The organism is Croceicoccus marinus, assembly GCF_001661675.2.
In the GTDB taxonomy this organism is placed as follows: Bacteria; Pseudomonadota; Alphaproteobacteria; order Sphingomonadales; family Sphingomonadaceae; genus Croceicoccus; species Croceicoccus marinus.
Map to the genome: position 1 here is coordinate 969980 of NZ_CP019602.1, position 19273 is coordinate 989252.

Here is a 19273-nt window from a genome sequence, read left to right on the forward strand (position 1 = left end):
ACCCCTGCCGGTCACATTGCAACTGCGAAATTATTTCCTCGGAGGTTCGTTTGACACATTATGCCGGGATCGAGATCGGCGGCACCAAGCTTGTTGCGGCGCGCGGCAGAGGATGGTCGATCGCCGAACGGGTGGCCATCGCGACGACCACGCCCGAAGAAACGCTGGGCAAGGCGGTGCGTGTACTGACAGAATGGCACGACCATGAACCGCTGTCCGCGATCGGCGTCGCAAGCTTCGGCCCGGTGCGCATCGATCCCGCAGCCCATGATTACGGGAAGATACTCGCCACCCCCAAGCCGGGGTGGGAGGGAACGGATCTGCTGGCGGAGCTGAGCCGGTTCGGCATTCCGGTCGCACTGGATACCGACGTCAACGCGGCAGCGCTTGCCGAGGCGCGGCTGGGGGCCGGGCAAGGGTGTGACAGCCTGATCTATATCACCATCGGCACCGGGATCGGCGGCGGCGTGGTGGTGGGCGGGCGACCCGCGCACGGATTGCTGCACCCCGAACTGGGCCACATGATGCTACGCCGGGTGGAGGGGGACGATTTTGCCGGCGTCTGCCCGTTCCATGGCGACTGCCTGGAAGGGCTGGTCAGTGGCCCGGCACTTCATGCGCGTTTCGCAGGCGATGCGGCGGCGGCGGACCCGCAGGACCCGCGCTGGGACACCATAGCCAGCGACCTGGCGCAACTGCTCGCCAATCTGCTGCTTGCACTGTCCCCGCAGAGGATCGTTATCGGCGGCGGCGTGGGGCTCGGCCAGCGGTCGTTGGTGCGCCGCGCTGCCGACAGGGTGCCGCAGATCATCGCCGGATATCTGCCTGAAGTCGACCGCGCCGCCATGGACCGCCTGATCGTTCCGCCAGCCCTTGGCGCCGATGCCGGGCCACTGGGCGCGATCCTGCTTGCAACGGACAGCATGGCTTCCGCAGGTAAGTCGTTGCGCTGAGTGTAATAATTGTTAAAGCACTGCAGCAAGCGGCAGGTTAGACCGCGAATTGGCGTGTAAATATCGCGATCCCATCCGGATCGCCAGAAATCTCACAGCTAGGAGAATAATGGCAGAAGCCTCAAGATCAGCAGTCCGCGTCCTTGTCGTCGATGACGAAGCGCTTGTCGCGTTCGACGTGGCGGACCAGTGCGAGGCTGCAGGCTTCGACGTCATCGGACCCGCCCTGACACTGAAGCAGGGCATGGCGATGGCCGAGGCCGGCGATCCGTCGATCGCGTTACTCGACATCAATCTGCGGGATGAACTGGTATGGCCGCTGGCGCGGCTGCTACGCCAGCGATCGGTGCCGATCGTCTTCATCAGCGCCAATTGCAGCCATCCCGAAATCAGGGACGAATTCCCCGATGCCACATGCCTCGACAAGCCGGTCGACAGCCTGATCCTGATGGCCGCAGTCAGGCCGCTGGTAAGCGCCTGACCTGATGCAGCGCGCCGCCCGCGACAGTGTCGCAGGCGACGCGCTGGCCGATCAGATGTCCAAATTGGCGACGTTCAGCGCGTTTTCCTGAATGAATTCGCGGCGCGGTTCGACGATATCGCCCATCAGGCGGGTGAAGATCTCGTCGGTAACGTCCGCATCCTCGACCTTCACCTGCAGCAGCGCACGATTGTTCGGGTCAAGCGTGGTCTCCCAAAGCTGCTCGGCGTTCATTTCGCCAAGACCCTTGTAGCGCTGCACCGACAGCCCCTTGCGGCCTGCCGCCATGATCTGGTCGAGCAGCTGGCTGGGCCGGTTGATCGTCGCCACGACCTGGGCCTCGGTCTGTTCCTCGTCGTCGTCGGACTGTTCGGCCTGCGCCTGCTGGGACACGCGGACAAGGCTGGCGCCCCCCTCGAAGGGTTCGGCCAGTTCCTCGGCCAGCTTGCTGATCTTGCGCGCTTCCGCGCTTTCCAGGAACTTGTTCTCGATCACGTGGAAATCGGTGACGCCGCGCCAGATGCGCGAGATGCCATAGCCTTCGTCGGTGACTTCCGCGGCCCAGCGCGCCTCGGTATCGCCGCGCTGCAGCCATTCCGATGCGCGCTGCAGGGCGGCCGCGCGGGTCGGTGCATCGATGCCCGGTGCCAGCGCACCGGCAAGGGCCAGCGCCTCGATCACGCCCAGGTCATAACGATTGGGCGCAAAGGCCAGCGCGTTGCGGAAACGCCGCGCCTTTTCGACCAGCGCGGCCAGATCCTCGCCCCCGCGCGCGCCGCCCGAAGTTTCCAGCACGCGGCTGCCAAGCCCCGCGTTCACCAGATATCGTTCGAGCGCGTCATTGTCCTTGAGATAGACCTCGGACCGGCCCTTCGCGACCTTGTAGAGCGGCGGCTGCGCGATATAGAGATGCCCCGCCTTCACGATGTCGGGCATCTGGCGGTGGAAGAACGTCAGCAGCAGCGTACGGATATGCGCGCCGTCGACGTCGGCGTCGGTCATGATCACGATCTTGTGATAGCGCAGCTTTTCCAGGTTGAACTCGTCACGCAGGCCCGTGCCCATCGCCTGAATCAGCGTGCCGACTTCCTTGGACGAGATGATGCGGTCGAAACGCGCACGCTCCACGTTCAGGATCTTGCCGCGCAGGGGCAGGATCGCCTGATACTGGCTGTCGCGCCCGTTCTTGGCCGAACCGCCTGCGGAATCGCCCTCGACCAGGAAAAGTTCGCACTTGGTGGCGTCCTTTTCGCGGCAGTCGGACAGCTTGCCCGGCAGGCTGGCGACGCTCATCGCGCCCTTGCGGCTCATCTCGCGCGCACGGCGGGCAGCCTCGCGCGCGGCGGCGGCGTCGACCACCTTCTGGATGATCGTCTTGGCATTGGCGGGGTTTTCCTCCAGCCATTCGCTCATCTTGTCGCTCATCAGGCTTTCGAGCGGCTGGCGCACTTCGGAGCTGACCAGCTTGTCCTTGGTCTGCGATCCGAATTTGGGATCGGGCAGCTTGACCGACACGATGGCGGTCAGGCCCTCGCGCATGTCCTCGCCCGACAGGCTGACCTTTTCCTTCTTGATCAGGCCGGACCGGTCGGCATAGCCGTTCAGCGTACGCGTCAGCGCAGCGCGGAACGCGGCGAGGTGGGTGCCGCCGTCGCGCTGCGGGATGTTATTGGTGAAGCAAAGCACATTCTCGTAATAGGAATCGTTCCATTCGAGAGCGACCTCGATCCCGATGCCGTCCCGGTCGGCCATGATGGCGATGGGCTCGGGGATCAGCGGCTGCTTGTTGCGGTCCAGATAGGACACGAACGCGCCGATGCCGCCTTCGTAGAACAGATCGTGCTCCAGCGGTTCTTCATGACGCAGGTCGCGCAGGATGATGCGCACGCCCGAATTCAGGAACGCCAGCTCGCGGTAGCGGTGCTCCAGCTTGTCGAAATCGTATTCGTTCACGTTCTTGAACGTCTGGTCGCTGGCCAGGAAGCGCACGCGCGTGCCCTTGCGCGGTTCGCCGTCGTCGTTCAGCGGCGCATCGCCAACCACCTTGAGCGGCGAGACGGCATTGCCAAGCTCGAACCGCATCCAGTGTTCCTTGCCGTCGCGCCAGATCGTCAGTTCCAGCCATTCGGACAGCGCGTTCACCACCGACACGCCCACGCCGTGCAGGCCGCCCGACACCTTGTAGGCATTGTCGTCGCTGGTATTCTCGAACTTGCCGCCCGCATGCAGCTGGGTCATGATGACCTCTGCCGCCGAGACGCCTTCCTCGCGGTGGATGTCGGTGGGAATGCCGCGGCCATTGTCGTCCACCGATACCGAATTGTCGGGATGCAGTTCGATGATCACGCGGTCGCAGTGGCCGGCCAGCGCCTCGTCGATGGCGTTGTCGGACACCTCGAATACCATGTGGTGCAGGCCCGAGCCGTCATCGGTGTCGCCGATATACATGCCCGGACGCTTGCGGACCGCATCCAGTCCCTTCAGCACCTTGATCGATTCGGCTCCGTAAAGGTTGCCATTGGGACCCTTGGGCTTGTTCTCTGCACCCTCGTTCGCGGGCGTCGCACCGTTTTCTTCCATGACCACGATATAGGAATTGCGGGCCGAACCCCCAAGCGGAACCGCATCCCGCGCGGCGATTTTCCACAATTGCGGCACTTTGGCCGATGGAAAGGCGGATAATCGACGTGATGATGACCCTGATCGTGGTGCTGGCGGTGTCGGGTGCGCTGTTGCTGGGGGCGATCTGGGGCGTTTACGGGCACATGTCGGGCAGACTGGAGGGCTTCCTGATCGCGCTGGCGGGCGGCGCGCTGGTGCTGTCGCTGGTCAGCGAGCTGATCGAACCGGCGATCGAGCAGTCCAGCGTCTTCCTGGCGAGCGCCGGGGTGGCTGCCGGAGCGATCGTGTTCGCGGCGGCCGACTATCTGATCGACGAGAAATGGGGCCCCAATTCGGGCGGAGGGTTGCTGGCGGTGATCAGCCTCGACGGAATACCGGAAAACCTGGCGCTGGGCGTGGCGCTGATCGGGGCGGGGCCGATGGGGGTGGCCGCGCTGGCGGGATCGATCTTCCTGTCGAACCTTCCCGAGGCGGCGGGCGGGGCGAAGCAGATGGCGGATAACGGGGACAGGTCGAATGGCCGCATCGTCGCGATCTGGGCGGTGACCGCGGCGGTGCTTTCCGCCGCAGCGATCGCGGGCAATCTGCTGCTGGCAAAGGTGTCGCCGGAATGGCTGGCGTTCATCCGCTGCTTCGCGGCGGGCGCGGTCGTCGCCAGCCTGGCGACCGAGGTGTTCCCGACCGCCTTTCGCAAGGACCATCACCTTGCCGGTGTCGCGACCGCGCTGGGGCTCGTGCTTGCCTTCCTTCTCGGCGAGCTGGGCGGGTAAGACGGACAAACCAAAGGAAAAGGGCCGCCCCGGATGTCCGGAACGGCCCCTTTCGAAACTCTGCCCCGGCTGGAAAGCCGGAGTGGGCCGATCAGCCGAATTCGTCGGTTGCGCCCATGGCCAGCGACCGCTGCGCTTCGATCTGCGCATCGGCCTGCTCCATCGCGTCGCGAATGCACGAGCGGACAAGCAGTCGGCTGGAGAAGGTCGGAACCTCGTCGTTGCAGGTCTCGGTAACCTCGGCAAGAACGCGCGACTTCAGCGCATTCACGTCGGTTTCCTGCGACAGGTCGAGGTCGGAGAAGTCCACGCGGACTTCGACGTCTTCAGCGTGCGCGGCCGGTGCAATGCCGAAAGTGGCAAGAGCGGCCAGAGCAGGAACGATAAACTTACGCATAAATTCCTCCTTTGAGTGTGCCGCCAGGTTCAAACATCCCGTCTGGTTTAGGTCAGCCAGTTATCATTCGTTCGAGCCTTTTGTGCACTGCACCATGCGGTTGCGCAAATGCGAAAACAGCGGTCGATTTTGCGTTTTATGCAACAGTAAATCGCCCGTTAGTCATCCATCGGCTTGCCCTGCCTGATGTTTCGGCTTCCGCGTGCAATCGATCGCCGCATCTGGACAGAATCGGGCAGCGTTTCTATCGCGCGCCCATGGCTCATGAACCCTCAGCAACTTCGGGCGCGGCAGCGCGCCTCGGCTCCGATTCCGTCGGCGATACCATCCTGATTGTCGACTTCGGCAGCCAGGTGACCCAGCTTATCGCGCGCCGCGTGCGCGAGGCGGGCGTCTATTCCGAAATCGCGCCCTTTACCATGGCGGAAGAGGCGTTCAGGCGGATGAAGCCGCGGGGCGTGATCCTGTCGGGCAGCCCCGCCAGCGTGCCCGACGAAAACAGCCCGCGCGCGCCGCAGATGCTGTTCGAGGCAGGGGTGCCGATCCTGGGCATCTGCTATGGCCAGCAGGTCATGACGCATCAGCTTGGCGGAGAAGTCCGTCCCGGCCACGAAACAGGTGAGGGCGGCGAGTTCGGCCGCGCCTTCCTGACCGTGACCGAGAAATGTGCGCTGTTCGACGGGCTGTGGCAGAACGAAGAGCGTCACCAGGTCTGGATGAGCCACGGCGACAAGGTGACGAAATTCGCGCCGGGGTTCGAGATCGTTGCCACCAGCGACGGCGCGCCCTTCGCGGTGATCGCCGATGAAAAGCGCCGCTTCTATGGGACGCAGTTTCACCCCGAGGTCGTGCACACGCCCGACGGCGGCAAGCTGATCGCCAATTTCGTGCGCCACGTCTGCGGCTGCGCGGGCGACTGGACGATGGCGCAGTTCCGCGACGTCAAGATCGCCGAGATCCGCGAGCAGGTCGGCGATGCCAAGGTGATCTGCGGCCTGTCGGGCGGCGTCGATTCCGCCGTTGCCGCCGTGCTGATCCACGAGGCGATCGGCGACCAGCTGACCTGCGTGTTCGTCGATCACGGCCTGATGCGCATGGGCGAGGCGGAGCAGGTGGTCGGCCTGTTCAAGGGCCACTACAATATCCCGCTGGTCCACGTGGACGCCTCGACCCTGTTCCTTAAAGGACTTGAAGGCGTTTCGGACCCCGAAGCCAAGCGCAAGTTCATCGGCAAGACCTTCATCGACGTGTTCGAGGACGAGGCCAGGAAGATCGGCGGCGCGGATTTCCTCGCGCAAGGGACGCTCTATCCTGATGTGATCGAAAGCGTTTCCTTCACCGGCGGTCCCAGCGTCACGATCAAGAGCCATCACAACGTCGGCGGCCTGCCCGAACGCATGGACATGGACCTGGTCGAACCGCTGCGCGAGTTGTTCAAGGACGAGGTGCGCGAACTGGGCCGCGAGCTGGGCCTGCCCGACATCTTCGTCGGCCGCCACCCGTTCCCCGGACCGGGCCTTGCCATCCGCATCCCGGGCGAGGTCAGCCGCGAGAAGGCCGACATCCTGCGCAAGGCCGATGCGATCTATCTGGAAGAGATCCGCAACGCGGGGCTTTACGACGCGATCTGGCAGGCGTTCGCCGTGCTGCTGCCGGTCAAGACCGTGGGCGTGATGGGCGATGGGCGGACCTATGATTTCGTCTGCGCCCTGCGCGCGGTGACCAGCACCGACGGGATGACCGCGGATGTCTATCCGTTCGACAGCCATTTCCTGTCGCAATGCGCGACGCGCATCGTGAACGAGGTGAAGGGCATCAACCGCGTGGTCTATGACTATACGTCGAAGCCCCCCGGCACGATCGAGTGGGAATAGGCGGCAGAACCGGCCCGCGACGGGCCGGCGCAAACCATTTCCCTGCGAAAGCGGAACGGGTTATGGTGCGGCCCGTTCGTTCAACAGGGTGGGCACGCAGCCAGTCGTCCGCCCGACGGGCCGCCCACGCACCCGGCGGCCAGAACTGGAGTGCCCGGTGAACGCCATGGACCAAGATTACAAACCGAACGATCTCAACCTGTCGCTTCAGGCCTTCTGGCTTGAATGGTGGATGATGCCGATCACCTTCACCGCTCGCATGATGGGCTTGGGCCACACAGAGGTCGACGACGAGCGCGAGATCGACCGCGAGTGCGAGGATTGCCAGCTTCCGGTGCCAAATTCGCACCAGAAGGACAGGGATCACGATCTTTTCGCCTGATTGTCGCGACTAAATTGGGCCATATCGCCTTCGCATGCTGGACGCGGCCTTGCAGAAGGCTTATCTTGCCGCACGCATGAAACGGCTCCTCGCTCTCCTTGCCCTTGTCTTCGGCATGACCTCGCTGGTCGCGCCGGCGCATGCGCGCATGGTGGTCAGCGCCGAATGCAGCGAAGCAGCGGGGCTTCAGAACGCCCCCACCGCCCGGCCCGACCATCGCGGCGATGCCGTTTCGGCCGAATGCCGCAAGAAACGCAATCGGCCGCTGGGCAAGCCCTTTACCGGGACTTTCCGCACGGTCGTCCTGCCCACCGTCATGCTGGTGGACCGCCCGCTGGAATAGGGCCTTCGCGTCGCCGGCAGCCTGCCGTGCGGCGTTTTTCATTTCAGGCCGCTGGCCAAGCCACCGGTCATTCATGCCCTGCGCGCAGGGCCACGCCATTTTCCTGAACCGCATCCAAAGAAGGGAACGCCCATGATCGGCGGCCTTGCCAAGTCCATTTTCGGATCGTCCAACGACCGCTATGTCAAATCCATCGAGAAGGTGGTCGCGAAGATCAATGCCCTGGAGCCTGAGTACGAGGCACTGAGCGACGAGCAGCTGCAGGGCGCGACCGCGACGTTCCGCGACCGCCTGGCCGAAGGCGAGACCCTCGACGATTTGCTGCCCCAGGCCTTCGCCGTGGTCCGCGAGGCATCGAAGCGCGTGTTCGGCATGCGCCATTTCGACGTGCAGATGGTCGGCGGCATCGTGCTCCACCGCGGCGAGATCGCCGAAATGCGCACGGGCGAGGGCAAGACGCTGGTGGCGACGCTGGCCGTCTATCTCAACGCGCTGGAAGGCAAGGGCGTGCATGTCGTCACCGTCAACGACTATCTGGCCCGCCGCGATGCCGAGACGATGGGCAAGCTGTACAATTTCCTTGGCCTGACGGTTGGCGTGATCGTGCCCAATCTGCATGAAAGCCAGCGGCGCGAAGCCTATGGCTGCGACATCACCTACTCGACCAATAACGAGCTGGGTTTCGATTATCTGCGCGACAACATGAAGCATTCGCGTGAGCAGCAGGTCCACCGCCCGTTCAATTTCGCGATCGTCGACGAGGTCGATTCGATCCTGATCGACGAGGCGCGGACCCCGCTGATTATCTCGGGCCCGACCGAGGACAAGTCCGAACTCTACGTCTCCATCGACGCCATCGTTAAGCAGATGGACGAGGAGGATTACGAGAAGGACGAGAAGACCAAGAACATCGGCTGGACCGAGGACGGGATCGAGAAAGTCGAGCAGCGACTGATCGAGGCAGGCCTGCTGGAAACCGACAATCTCTACGATTTCGAGAATACGCAGGTCGTCCACCACCTGGACCAGGCGCTGCGCGCGAACATGATGTTCAAGCGCGACACCGATTACATCGTCAAGGACGGCAAGGTCGTCATCATCGACGAGTTCACGGGCCGCATGATGGACGGTCGCCGCTGGTCCAACGGCCTGCACCAGGCGGTCGAGGCCAAGGAGGGCGTCAAGATCGAGCCCGAGAACCAGACCATGGCCTCGATCACCTTCCAGAACTATTTCCGCATGTATCCCAAGCTAGCGGGCATGACCGGCACCGCCGCGACCGAGGCGGCGGAATTCTTCGACATCTACAAGCTGAACGTCGTCGAGATCCCGACCAACGTTCCGATCGCCCGCATCGACGAGGACGACCAGTTCTACAAGTCGACGCTGGAAAAGTTCGCCGCCATCGCCAAGGCGATCAAGGAGAAGAACGAGATCGGCCAGCCGGTGCTGGTCGGCACGGTGTCGATCGAGAAGTCGGAACTGCTGTCGAACTTCCTGACGCAGGAAGGCGTGAAGCACTCGGTCCTCAACGCCCGCATGCACGAGCAGGAAGCGCATATCGTGGCGCAGGCGGGCCGCATCGGCGCGGTGACCATCGCGACCAACATGGCGGGCCGCGGCACCGACATCCAGCTGGGCGGCAATTTCGAATTCCGGCTGGAGGACGAGGTGCGCGACATGCCCGAAGGGCCGGAACGCGATGCCGCGATCGCCAGGATCAAGGAAGAGATCGCCGCAGAACGCCAGCGCGTGCTGGAAGCGGGGGGTCTGTTCGTGCTGGGCACCGAACGGCACGAATCGCGCCGCATCGACAACCAGCTGCGCGGCCGCTCAGGCCGTCAGGGCGATCCGGGACTCTCGCGCTTCTACCTCTGTCTCGAGGACGATTTGCTGCGCATCTTCGGGCCGGACACGCTGTTCTCCAAGATGATGAACGCGAACCTGCAGGACGGCGAGGCGATCGGCAGCAAGTGGCTGTCGAAGGCGATCGAGACCGCGCAGAAGAAGGTCGAGGCGCGCAACTACGACATCCGCAAGCAGGTCGTGGAATACGACAATGTCATGAACGACCAGCGCAAGGTGATCTACGAACAGCGCGCCGAGATCATGGACAGCGAGACGGTCGACGATGTCGTGCTGGAAATGCGGACCGACACGGTCAATTCGATGGTGGGCACGGCCTGCCCGCCCGGATCCTATCCCGAGCAATGGAACGTCGAGGTCCTGAAAGCCACCTATGCCGACGTGATCGGCGAGGAAGCGCCCATCGATTCCTGGCTGGAAGAGGATGGCATCGATCCCGAGGACATAGAACAGCGCCTCGCCGCGCAGGCCGATGCCAGGATGGACGCCAAGATCGCCGGCATCGATCCCTCGATCTGGCGGCAGGTGGAGAAATCCGTGCTGCTCGACCGGCTCGATCATCACTGGAAGGAACATCTCGCCACGCTCGACGCGCTGCGCCAGGTGGTGGGTTTGCGCGCCTATGCGCAGAAGCAGCCGATCAACGAATACAAGCAGGAAGCCTTCGCCCTGTTCGAGCGCATGTTGGAAGCGATTCGCGAGGATGTGACCCGCATCCTGATGACGACCAACCTGCGCATGGCGGCACCCGAACCGGCGCCGCTGCCCGAACTGCCGGAATTCCTGACCAATCCCACGGGCGCCATGTCCGTGGGCGGCCAGGCGGCGGGCGGACAGGTGGCGGGCGGACAGGCCGCAGGTCTCATGACCGGCCATGTCGATCCGCTGACCGGCATGGACAACAGCAATGACGGCGACGGCTCGCGCGGGCGCGAGGCGCTGTTCGGGGCGCTGGCGGGATCCACCTTTGCACAGGTCGGTGCCGGCGGGGCGGAGCGCGACAATCCCTATGAAGGGATGGACATCAATCGCAACTCGCCCTGTCCCTGCGGGTCGGGCAACAAGTACAAGCATTGCCACGGCGCGATCAGCTGATCCGCCTTCAAGGGTAAATGCAAGCGGCCCTCCGGACGGGTTTTTTCGCTGTCCGGGGGGCTTTGCCGTTTGATTGTTACGTTCGCAGCGAATGCGTCACGAATGCGTCACATCCTTGCGCCAACTCCGGTCCGCAACCGGGGGACCGCCGCATCGTGGATATCGTCTACATCTACCTGACCGACCCATACGCCGAAGCGATGGAGCCTTTCGCGCATGAGGACATGTGCTTCCGGTTCGAAAGGCTGGAGGCGTCCGGTCCGCGCCGCCTGATCGACGGTCCGATCTGGGCATTCGTAGACTGGGTGATGGACGATCTGTCGGGTCTGGAGATGTGCCGCAGGCTGCGTGCGGACGACCGCACCCGCGACGCGCATGTCACGATGGTGCTGGAACGCGACGATACCGACGACCGCCGCCGCGCGCTGAGCGCGGGCGCGGATGATTACATGGTCGGGCCGCTCGACCGCAACGAGGTGCTGGACCGCGTGCTGGCGGTGCAGGCGCGCAGCCGCCATCGCCACGCGACGCAGAACCTGCAGGCGGGCGAGCTGGTGATCGACCTGATGGCTCTGCAGGCGCGCTGGGGGCAGACCGCGATCGCGCTGCGACCCAACGAGTTTCGCCTTTTGCGATTCTTCGCCGAAAATCCGAATCGCGTGCTTACCCGGCACGAGCTGATCGAAGGGCTGGGCAAGCTTGAGCCCGCCATCGACGAGCGCACCGTCGACGTGTGGATCGGCCGCCTGCGCCGCGCGCTGAAGTCCGCCGGTGCGGGCAATCCGCTGCGCACCGTGCGCTCGCTCGGCTACGTGCTCGACATCGGTTGACCGCGCGTCAGGGCTGGAGCCCGTAAAGCGCGTAGTCCTGCGCCACGCCCGGCCAGATCCGGGCGATATAGGCGATGACATCTTCCCCGCTCCGGTCGCCCAGGCGGCGCTGCGCAAACCCCAGAAGATAGCGGGTCATGTAGGAATCGGGCGCACTGGCGAGCGCGGCCTCGGCATCGGCGCGGGCCTTGTCAGGCTGCCCCATCGTCAGCCATGCCAGCGCCCGGCTGTCGAGCACTGCGGGGCTTCCGCCCTGCTGGACCGCCTGGTCGCATGTCTCCAGCATGGTTTCCCGCCCGACGTTGAAACGGGCGCGATACCAGCAGGAATTATTGAGCAGATAGCTCTTGCCGGGCTGTTCCGCGACCAGCCCGTCGATCAGCGCCAGCCCTTCGTCGGCGCGGCCGCCATAGGCGAGCGCATCGGCCCGCGCGCTGACGAAAGCCTCGTGATCCTCGCCGTTGTCGTCATATTCGTCGAGCAGGGCCAGCGCCTCTTCGGTCCGGTCCATGCGGGCAAGCTGGTCGGCAAGCGTGCGCGCATTGTCGCCATTGGGGTCGAGGTCCAAGGTCTCGCGGAAGTCGGCCAGAGCTTCCTCATCCTTCGCGAGGTAGTGTTTCATGTACCCGCGATAGCGGTAGTTGTCGGGGTTCGGGTCGAGTGCAATCGCCTTGTCCATGTCGGCGAACGCGCCGGCCAGGTTACCGGTCTGATCCCGGAACCGCGCGCGCTTGATGAAGCCGCCGGCTTCGTCGGGATCGCGTTCGATGGCCTTGGCATAGGCATCCTCATAAGGCTGCAGCCGCTTCTTCAGATCGGGCCGGCCATATTCCCAGGCCCGCGGCGCATCGGCCGGGGCGAGCAGGAACGGCAAGGCGCTGGATGCGCGGGCCACTTGCGCGCGGGCGTTCGCGACCTCGCTTGCAGGCAATTCGCCGCCCAGGCTTTCAAGCCGTTCGCGCGCGATCAGGCGGCCACCCGCCAGTTCGACATGCCGTACGACATGTTCGCCGCCGAAAGCCACTTCGGCATCGGGCCTGCCGCGCAAGGCAAATCCCTCGCCATTCTCTGGCAGCAGGATGGTAATTTCGCTTTCGACGAGGCTGGGGAAGCCGAGCGCGACCGGAATATCCTTCCATGCAGGCCGGGCGCGATCGGCGGATAGCTCGTAGTCCGATGCGGGCAGCATATCGAGATCGTGGCGCATGCGAGCGCCCTCCCTCTTCCAGGGCGAGCCGATCAGCCCGGTAACAGTCAACGCGACGACACCGTCTTCCTCCACGATCTCGACCCCGCCCCCCGTCGGCGTCAGCGCGCGGAGCTGGGCGTTGGCGGCCAAGGAATCGATCAGTTGTTCGCGTTGGTCGTCGCTCATCTGGCCGATCGTTGCGGCCAGGTTGCTTGCGGTGGCTCCCGAAATCCTGGTGACGACGGTGGCTATGGTCGGAATCTCGACGCCTCCGCGCTGGTCGAGCGTGATCTGCATCGTCAGCTCGGGAACGGCGGGCAGGCGCGGCTCCACCGCTTGCAGTTCCGCCCCCGCCGCGCGGACGGGCAGCGCATGGCTATAGGGCGGCGTGTTGGCGATATTGGCCAGCCGCGTTCCCGCAGAGGTCCCGTCCAGCCAGTACGGCGTACCGCCGATATCGGCGCGCACGATGACGTGATCGAATGCGCCGGGCATCGGCACCATGCCGGGAACGGCATCGCTGAAGATCGTGTTGACCAGCACCGGCTCAGCAGCGATGTCAAGCCCGTCCAGCAATGCGAGCAGCAGCAGCGACTTCGCCTTGCAATCGCCGAAGCGCAGGTCCCATGTCTTCGCCGGGGCCTGCGGCGTGTAATTGCCGCCGGACATGCCGTTCATCAGATAGCTGATCCGCTCCTGCACCAGCCTTGTCGCCATGGCGGCGCGCTCTAGCGGATCGCTTGTCGTGGCGGCGATGCGTGCGACCTCGCCCGCCAGTGGGCTGCCCGGCGCGATCGTGCCTTGCACGTCATACAGCGGCGCGAAGACCGACGAGACCTGCTGCCAGTCGCGGAACGTGGCGGCCTGCAGGATCTGCGGACGGGTGAAGCGGCTGGGCGCGTCATCGGGCAAGTCCCCGCGCTCTGCCAGCGGCAGGTCGATGCTGACATAGCGATAGCCGCCGCGGCTGGTTTCGTCGGCGCCGGCTACATCGGGCCCGGCATTCCATGTGATCGCCTCGTCCTCGGGCCATGACACAACATTGCGGGCGAAACCTGCTTCCATCGGCTTTGCGAACAGCAGCGAATTGAGCTGCGCGCCGCCCGCCAATGTCTCGTCGCGGACGGTTTGGCTGTAGACGATGTTGAGAACGTCGCCGATGCGCAGGCCTGGGATCGGCATGGTCGCGGTCAACTTGCCGTCCAGCGTGCGCCGTTCAAGCTGCGTCTCGCGCCGCAGCACGGTATAGCGTTCGCCCGACGACAACACGTCCACGGTTCCGCCGCCACGCAGGATACGCACGGCATGGATGGTCAGATCGCCCTTTTCGGGCATCCATGTGGCCGTGCTGGTGCCGCCCTGGGTCAGCGCCTCGGCGCTGTCCAGCTTGATCGCGCGGTCCATATAGATCGTGACCGTCCCGTCCTCGATCCTCTGCTGGACGTCCATGCGCGCGATCGGGGTCTTGGCCGAGATGTCGATGGTATCGGTGCTTAGTACATCGGCCCAATCCGGAGCGGGGCCGTACAGCACCTCCTCTCCGGCAAAGGCGGGCGCAGCCGCAAGCATGACAGGCGCAAGCAGCAGCGCAGTGGCGAAACGCATCGAAAAGCCCCCTTGATCAATCCCTTCCTGCGATGCTGCCACTCGCCGGGGGGCAAGGCAAATCATTCCCGCTTTCGCCGGTTGGCGGCTCCCGCGGCGTGCCGATATGAACCAGCCGGCGCGCTTGCAGCAGGGTCGCAAAAAGCGGCCCGGCATCCCTTGCGGGAGCCGGGCCAGGCAGGTGCAGAAGATCGGGCGGGATCAGAATTCCATCGACGCGCCCAGCGAGAATGAGGCGCCGCGCTTGTAGCTGTTCACGTCGAGGCGATTGGTGCCGTTGTCCTGATATTCCAGATGGCTGCGGGCGAAGATATTGCGCGCCTGGAAGTTCAGCTCGACACCCTGGCCCAGAAACTCCGCCTCAGTCCGTGCGACGAAATCGACGGTCAGGCCTGGATCCTCGACGATCGGCGGCTGCTGCGGGCCATAACCGATCACGCGGTCGCTGGCATAGTTCAGCAGGACGGTGAACTGCTGCAGCACGCCCATGTCCTCAAGCCCGAACTGAAGGTTGGCGACATGCTCCGACTGGCCGGTCATGGCGTCGCCGGTGTCGAAATAGCTGTCGATCGTGACCGGGCTCCCGGGAAACAGCGCCGTCGTCTCGCCGTCGAAGCCCGACAGTTCGGACTTCGAATAGGTGTAGTTCGCGATCAGCATCAGCTTCTTCGTCTCGAACCAGCCGCCTACGTCGAACAGTTCATAGCCGTACTGCGCTTCGAACTCGGCACCGTATAGCTTGGCCTTGGGGACGTTGATGAAGCTCGTGATGCGCCCGCCGCCCGAGGTGATGTTGGTCACCGCCTCGATCGGCTCGTCGATTTCCTTGTAGAAACCGGCGACGCTCAGCCGGTCCCCTCCGCCGATGTAATATTCGGCGCGAACCTCGGCGTTGAGCAGTTCGCTGTCGCTCAGGAACGGGTTGCCGCGGAACTGGCGGTTCGTTTCCGGATCGTAATAGGTCTGCTCGATCAGCTCGCGGAACTGCGGGCGGCCGATGGTCTTCGACCCCGACAGGCGCAGCTGCAGGTCGTCGCTCGCCTCGAACGTCAGCGTCGCCGCGGGAAGGAAATAATCCTCCTCGATATTGGTGACCGAGGCGGTCGGATCGATGTCGCTGAACACCGGCGCGAGCGAGACGTTCTGCTCGCCCTTTTCATAGCGCACGCCGACATCGACCGTCAGCGTGTCGAGCGGCAGCCAGCGCAGCTGCCCGTAACCGGCGTGCACCTGCAGCGCCGCGTCGAAGGCGGGGCTTTGCGAGGGTTCGACCAACGCGACGTTGAAGCCGGCAAGCGTCGCGCCGTTCACGATGTCGCCCGGGCGGCGCAGGCCGACCGCGGTCAGCACGTTATTGTTGAGGCCGTTGCCGACCTGGTCGGGGTCCACGCTCATCTGCAGCTGGAATTCGCGCCGTGCCGAATAGCGGTCGGTGTCGGAATAGGCATAACCGATGGTCGAGACGAGATCGGGCATGATCTCGTAGCTGGCGTCGATGCCGCCGTACCACAGCTGCTCCTGCAGATCCTCGAATACCGAGGTGATCGGGTCAACGTTCTGGATCTGGTTGCCGGTGACATTGGCCACGTAATAATTGCCGGTCGGCGTATCCAGATTGGTGCGGACATAGTTGAACGTCAGATTGTACGGCGCCTCGCGGTCGGTGCGCGCATATCCGCCGCGCAGGTCGAGCGAGAAGGGTCCGAACTCGAACTCGCCCACGACCTGGCTGTCGATCAGCTGGCGCTCGTACCAGGCGGTGTTCTGGGTGACGACGTCGAAATTGTCCTCGAACTGATAGGTATTGGCCAGGCTCGCCTGCTTTCGCGTGTCGCGGATATACAGGTTGGTCCAGCGAATGGTGTGCTCGCCGAAATCCATGCCGATGCCGACAAGCGCGTTGAACAGCATGCGCTGGTCGGTGATGAAGTTCTGCGTGTCGTCGCGCAGGTCCAGGTTGGTCGTGCCGGTCTGCGAGGTGACCAGACGGTTGCGCCAGCTGTTCTTCAGGCCCGCCGTCGCGATCACGCCCAGCACGGCGTCGGAACCGACATCGAACGAGGTGCCGGCAGTGGCCGACGCCGACCAGTTGGGCGGCAGATTGCCGATCTTCTGCACGGTGGCGAGGTTGGTCGGGAAGATCTGCCCGGCGATGCCTTCCTGCGTCTGGATCCCGGCATTCTCGATCCGCTCCCCGCTTGCGTAGAAGGATTCGAGGTTCGAGGGGATGTCGCGGTTGCCATTGTCGAAACCGGTCCAGTCGATGTCCGAACCGTAATAGCTGAGCCCGTCGCGCCCGGTCGTGCGGGTGTCGCCGCCGCCGCTGACCGACAGGGTGAAGAAGCTCTCGTCAGGCACGGCGCGGGTGGTGAGGTTGATCACGCCGCCGCCGAATTCGCCGGGAAAGTTCGCCGAATAGGTCTTCTGCACCAGCGAGGATGCGATGACATTGGTCGGGAAGATGTCGAGCGGGACCACGCGGCTGAGCGGTTCGGGGCTGGGCAGCGGCAGGCCGTTCAGCATCGCCAGCGAATAGCGGTCGCCAAGGCCGCGGACATAGACGCGGCCGTCGCCGACCAGCGACAGGCCGGTCACGCGGTTGAGCGCCCCTGCGATATCGCCTTCGCCGGTACGGGCGATCTGTTCGGCGGTCAGCACGTTGACGACCTGGGTCGACGAACGTGTCACGTCGCGCACGCGGCGGCCGGTCACGATGATGTCGCCGCCCGGAACCGAGATATCGGGTTCGGAATAGGTGTCGTCGACGGGCTGGTCGCTGTCCTCAAGCACTTCGGCACCGGGGCCGAGCGCGTCTTCCGCCTGCTGGATCTCAGCAGATTCGGTGCTGGGATCGTCGCCCGGGGGTACGCCGATGACATCCTGCGCAAAACCGGTGGCGGGAAAGGAAAGCGCGGTGGAAAGCAGGAGCACGCCTGCAAGGCGCTTGCCGGTCGACATGGCTGTGAAACCCCCTCAATGGATCAGTCGGGTCAGGCCCATGCAGGGGCCTGTCAAAAATCAGATATGAAAAGGGGGAGGGCGGACCCGGCGCTGGTCCGGATCGCACCCTCCCCGATCAGGCGATCAGGAATAGACCGGCAGTTCGGTGCACGGTCCGGTGTTGTTGCCAAAGGTCAGGGTGGCGCTGTCGCAGGTCCAGCCTTCGTACCAGGTGTCGGTCTGGTCAGCGACGGCACCGATGTAGTCGGTGTCGTCGAAGTAGCTCGACAGCGCGGTCGGGTTGTAGGCGGCGACGCCCGTCTCGCCCGTGCCGTTGATGAACGAACCGGTCAGGGTGATCGCGAAGGCCGCATCGGTGTCGTCGCCGTCGTTGAAGGCGGCGGCAACCTGCGCGTCGGTCACGCCCGACGAACCGCGGAACGGCTGGGTCGTGCCGCAATCGGCGACGACCGATGCGAACAGCGGATCCTGTGCCAGGGTCACGGTCTCGTCCAGACGCACGCAGGTCCGGTCGCCTTCTATGTCGATCACCGAATTGACCAGGCTGAACTGCGCGCCGCCGCGAAGGCGAAGTGCCTGCGAGCTGCCGGTGCTGCGCGACAGGAAGGTCGCGTTGGCGATCTGCAGGTTCGTGCGGGGCAGGGCGCCGGTGGTGTAATCCTCATCGGGCGAGTCCAGCTCGATGATGCTGTCACCGGTGTTCGCACGCTGTGCGACGATCACGTACTGCAGGTTCGCCTGCGCGCCGGTGTCGACATCGAGCGAGTCGTCCGAAGCGCCTACGACCACGACGTTCTTCATGTTGACCCGGCCGCCGAAGAATTCGGTGCCGTCGTCCGAGCTGTTGAAGCTCATCCAGTGGTCGATGGTCGTGCCCGAACCGATGCCGCCGGTGGTCAGCGACTGCAGTTCCGAGCCGCCTTCCAGCGTGAAGCCCGAATAGCGGATCTGGAAGTACTGCATGGTTCCCGAGCTGTCGCCGGGCGTGTTGCCGCCGAACAGCGTCTCGACGGCCGCGCCTTCCAGGGCCTGTTCGCAGCTGGCCTGGTTCGCCTTGTTCGGAACGCCGTCGCGGCAATCGGAAACCGGCGCGCGGCCCAGCAGCACGACGCCGCCCCACTGCGCATCGGAACCGTCGGTCGACAGGCCCAGCACGTTGTCGCGGCTGGTGAAGACGATCGGCATGTCGGGCTCGCCGACGGCATCGATCTGGTTGCCGCGGTTGACGACCAGATAGGAACGACCGGTCGCGCCATAAAGGATCGCGCCGGGCTCGATCGAGAGCGTCACGTCGCTGTCCGCGTCGCTGGGAACCGCGCCGCCATCGGTGCCGACATCGACGCGGCCATTGATGGAGTAGAGCAGGCCTTCGATATAAGGCAGGTTGTCGCTCTCGTCGAACGAGGCGGGCAGGGTGCAGACGCGATATTCGCCGGTATCGCCGGTGATCGTGCCCGCGTCGGTCAGGCCGCCGCTGGAATTGATGGTCGGGCAGCCGGCGGCCGGCGTCACCATCGGGGTCGGCGTGGGCGTGGGCGAAGGCGTCGGCGCGGGGGCCGGGGCCGGGTTCTCGATGATGATGTCACCGCCCGTGCCGGGAGAGACGATTTGGTCGCCGCCACAGCCGGCGAGCGCCAGCATGCTGCAGCCAAGAATAAGCGAGCGGTGAATATTGGTCACGGCGAATGGTCCCCTTGGTACCGAGAATCGAATAGCGTCGCGATTTCGGATCGCGGGGTCCGGCTAGACCCGCGTTGTGACAGTTTCTTTGCAAGCATTTGATCATCGCGGCGGTGCAGAGGCGAAAGCGGCGGAAATCCGCCGTTTCGACGCTGCAGAAAGATTTTTCGCTTCCCGGCCGCGCCAATGTTTCAGAAAAATGACAATGTTACAGAAATGTTGCAG

General features: G+C 64.4%; 13 protein-coding genes. 8 read left to right on the forward strand and 5 right to left on the reverse strand.

Annotation, left to right across the window (positions count from 1 at the left end):
- Positions 1-50: 50 nt before the first annotated feature.
- Together A9D14_RS04680 and A9D14_RS04685 are read left to right on the forward strand one after the other, a co-directional pair.
- Positions 51-953, forward strand: coding sequence for an ROK family protein (locus tag A9D14_RS04680; protein ID WP_066843371.1), 903 nt, complete (start codon positions 51-53; stop codon positions 951-953).
- 109 nt (positions 954-1062) lie between these two features.
- Positions 1063-1434, forward strand: a complete 372-nt coding sequence (locus A9D14_RS04685) for a response regulator (RefSeq protein ID WP_066843374.1) — start codon at positions 1063-1065, stop codon at positions 1432-1434.
- Positions 1435-1485: 51 nt separating this feature from the next.
- Here the strand turns inward: A9D14_RS04685 and gyrB are convergent, their stop codons facing one another.
- Positions 1486-4014, reverse strand: a complete 2529-nt coding sequence (gyrB, locus tag A9D14_RS04690; RefSeq protein ID WP_066848272.1) for a DNA topoisomerase (ATP-hydrolyzing) subunit B — start codon at positions 4012-4014, stop codon at positions 1486-1488.
- An 86-nt stretch (positions 4015-4100) separates the two neighbouring features.
- Between gyrB and A9D14_RS04695 the strand changes: the two genes are divergently transcribed.
- The gene (locus A9D14_RS04695; RefSeq protein ID WP_232468767.1) at positions 4101-4826 is read left to right on the forward strand and encodes a ZIP family metal transporter; all 726 of its coding nucleotides are present in this window, start codon (positions 4101-4103) and stop codon (positions 4824-4826) included.
- Between the two features lie 91 nt (positions 4827-4917).
- Here A9D14_RS04695 and A9D14_RS04700 read toward each other — a convergent pair whose 3' ends face one another.
- A complete protein-coding gene (locus A9D14_RS04700; protein ID WP_066843382.1) occupies positions 4918-5223 on the reverse strand; it encodes a UrcA family protein in 306 nt (101 codons plus the stop codon).
- A gap of 257 nt (positions 5224-5480) precedes the next feature.
- Here A9D14_RS04700 and guaA point away from each other — a divergent pair, with 257 nt between their 5' ends.
- The 5 genes from guaA to A9D14_RS04725 all read left to right on the forward strand — a co-directional run bounded on the left by guaA (position 5481) and on the right by A9D14_RS04725 (position 11613).
- Complete coding sequence (gene guaA, locus A9D14_RS04705; RefSeq protein ID WP_066843384.1) at positions 5481-7097, forward strand: glutamine-hydrolyzing GMP synthase; 1617 nt, start codon at positions 5481-5483, stop codon at positions 7095-7097.
- 157 nt (positions 7098-7254) lie between these two features.
- A complete protein-coding gene (locus tag A9D14_RS04710; RefSeq protein WP_157668136.1) occupies positions 7255-7479 on the forward strand; it encodes a hypothetical protein in 225 nt (74 codons plus the stop codon).
- Between the two features lie 49 nt (positions 7480-7528).
- The gene (locus A9D14_RS04715) at positions 7529-7822 is read left to right on the forward strand and encodes a hypothetical protein (RefSeq protein WP_157668137.1); all 294 of its coding nucleotides are present in this window, start codon (positions 7529-7531) and stop codon (positions 7820-7822) included.
- Between the two features lie 132 nt (positions 7823-7954).
- Complete coding sequence (gene secA / locus A9D14_RS04720) at positions 7955-10783, forward strand: preprotein translocase subunit SecA (protein WP_066843392.1); 2829 nt, start codon at positions 7955-7957, stop codon at positions 10781-10783.
- A gap of 200 nt (positions 10784-10983) precedes the next feature.
- On the forward strand, positions 10984-11613 hold the full coding sequence (locus tag A9D14_RS04725; RefSeq protein WP_066848277.1) for a response regulator transcription factor: 630 nt from the start codon (positions 10984-10986) through the stop codon (positions 11611-11613).
- A gap of 7 nt (positions 11614-11620) precedes the next feature.
- Here A9D14_RS04725 and A9D14_RS04730 read toward each other — a convergent pair whose 3' ends face one another.
- From A9D14_RS04730 to A9D14_RS04740, 3 genes are all read right to left on the reverse strand, one after another.
- Positions 11621-14407 (reverse strand): DUF3857 domain-containing protein, encoded by a 2787-nt coding sequence (locus A9D14_RS04730; RefSeq protein WP_066843395.1) that lies wholly within the window; start codon positions 14405-14407, stop codon positions 11621-11623.
- A 201-nt stretch (positions 14408-14608) separates the two neighbouring features.
- On the reverse strand, positions 14609-17365 hold the full coding sequence (locus tag A9D14_RS04735; protein WP_066843398.1) for a TonB-dependent receptor domain-containing protein: 2757 nt from the start codon (positions 17363-17365) through the stop codon (positions 14609-14611).
- A gap of 126 nt (positions 17366-17491) precedes the next feature.
- The gene (locus A9D14_RS04740) at positions 17492-19048 is read right to left on the reverse strand and encodes a hypothetical protein (protein ID WP_087910459.1); all 1557 of its coding nucleotides are present in this window, start codon (positions 19046-19048) and stop codon (positions 17492-17494) included.
- Positions 19049-19273: the final 225 nt, after the last annotated feature.

What these genes read in the sequence shown, in the direction of transcription:
- A9D14_RS04685 (WP_066843374.1), top strand. Translation starts at nt 1,063, where the DNA reads ATGGCAGAAGCCTCAAGATCAGCAGTCCGCGTCCTTGTCGTCGATGAC.
- gyrB (WP_066848272.1), bottom strand. Translation starts at nt 4,014, where the DNA reads ATGGAAGAAAACGGTGCGACGCCCGCGAACGAGGGTGCAGAGAACAAG.
- A9D14_RS04695 (WP_232468767.1), top strand. Translation starts at nt 4,101, where the DNA reads ATGGAAAGGCGGATAATCGACGTGATGATGACCCTGATCGTGGTGCTG.
- A9D14_RS04700 (WP_066843382.1), bottom strand. Translation starts at nt 5,223, where the DNA reads ATGCGTAAGTTTATCGTTCCTGCTCTGGCCGCTCTTGCCACTTTCGGC.
- guaA (WP_066843384.1), top strand. Translation starts at nt 5,481, where the DNA reads ATGGCTCATGAACCCTCAGCAACTTCGGGCGCGGCAGCGCGCCTCGGC.
- secA (WP_066843392.1), top strand. Translation starts at nt 7,955, where the DNA reads ATGATCGGCGGCCTTGCCAAGTCCATTTTCGGATCGTCCAACGACCGC.
- A9D14_RS04725 (WP_066848277.1), top strand. Translation starts at nt 10,984, where the DNA reads ATGGAGCCTTTCGCGCATGAGGACATGTGCTTCCGGTTCGAAAGGCTG.
- A9D14_RS04730 (WP_066843395.1), bottom strand. Translation starts at nt 14,407, where the DNA reads ATGCGTTTCGCCACTGCGCTGCTGCTTGCGCCTGTCATGCTTGCGGCT.
- A9D14_RS04735 (WP_066843398.1), bottom strand. Translation starts at nt 17,365, where the DNA reads ATGTCGACCGGCAAGCGCCTTGCAGGCGTGCTCCTGCTTTCCACCGCG.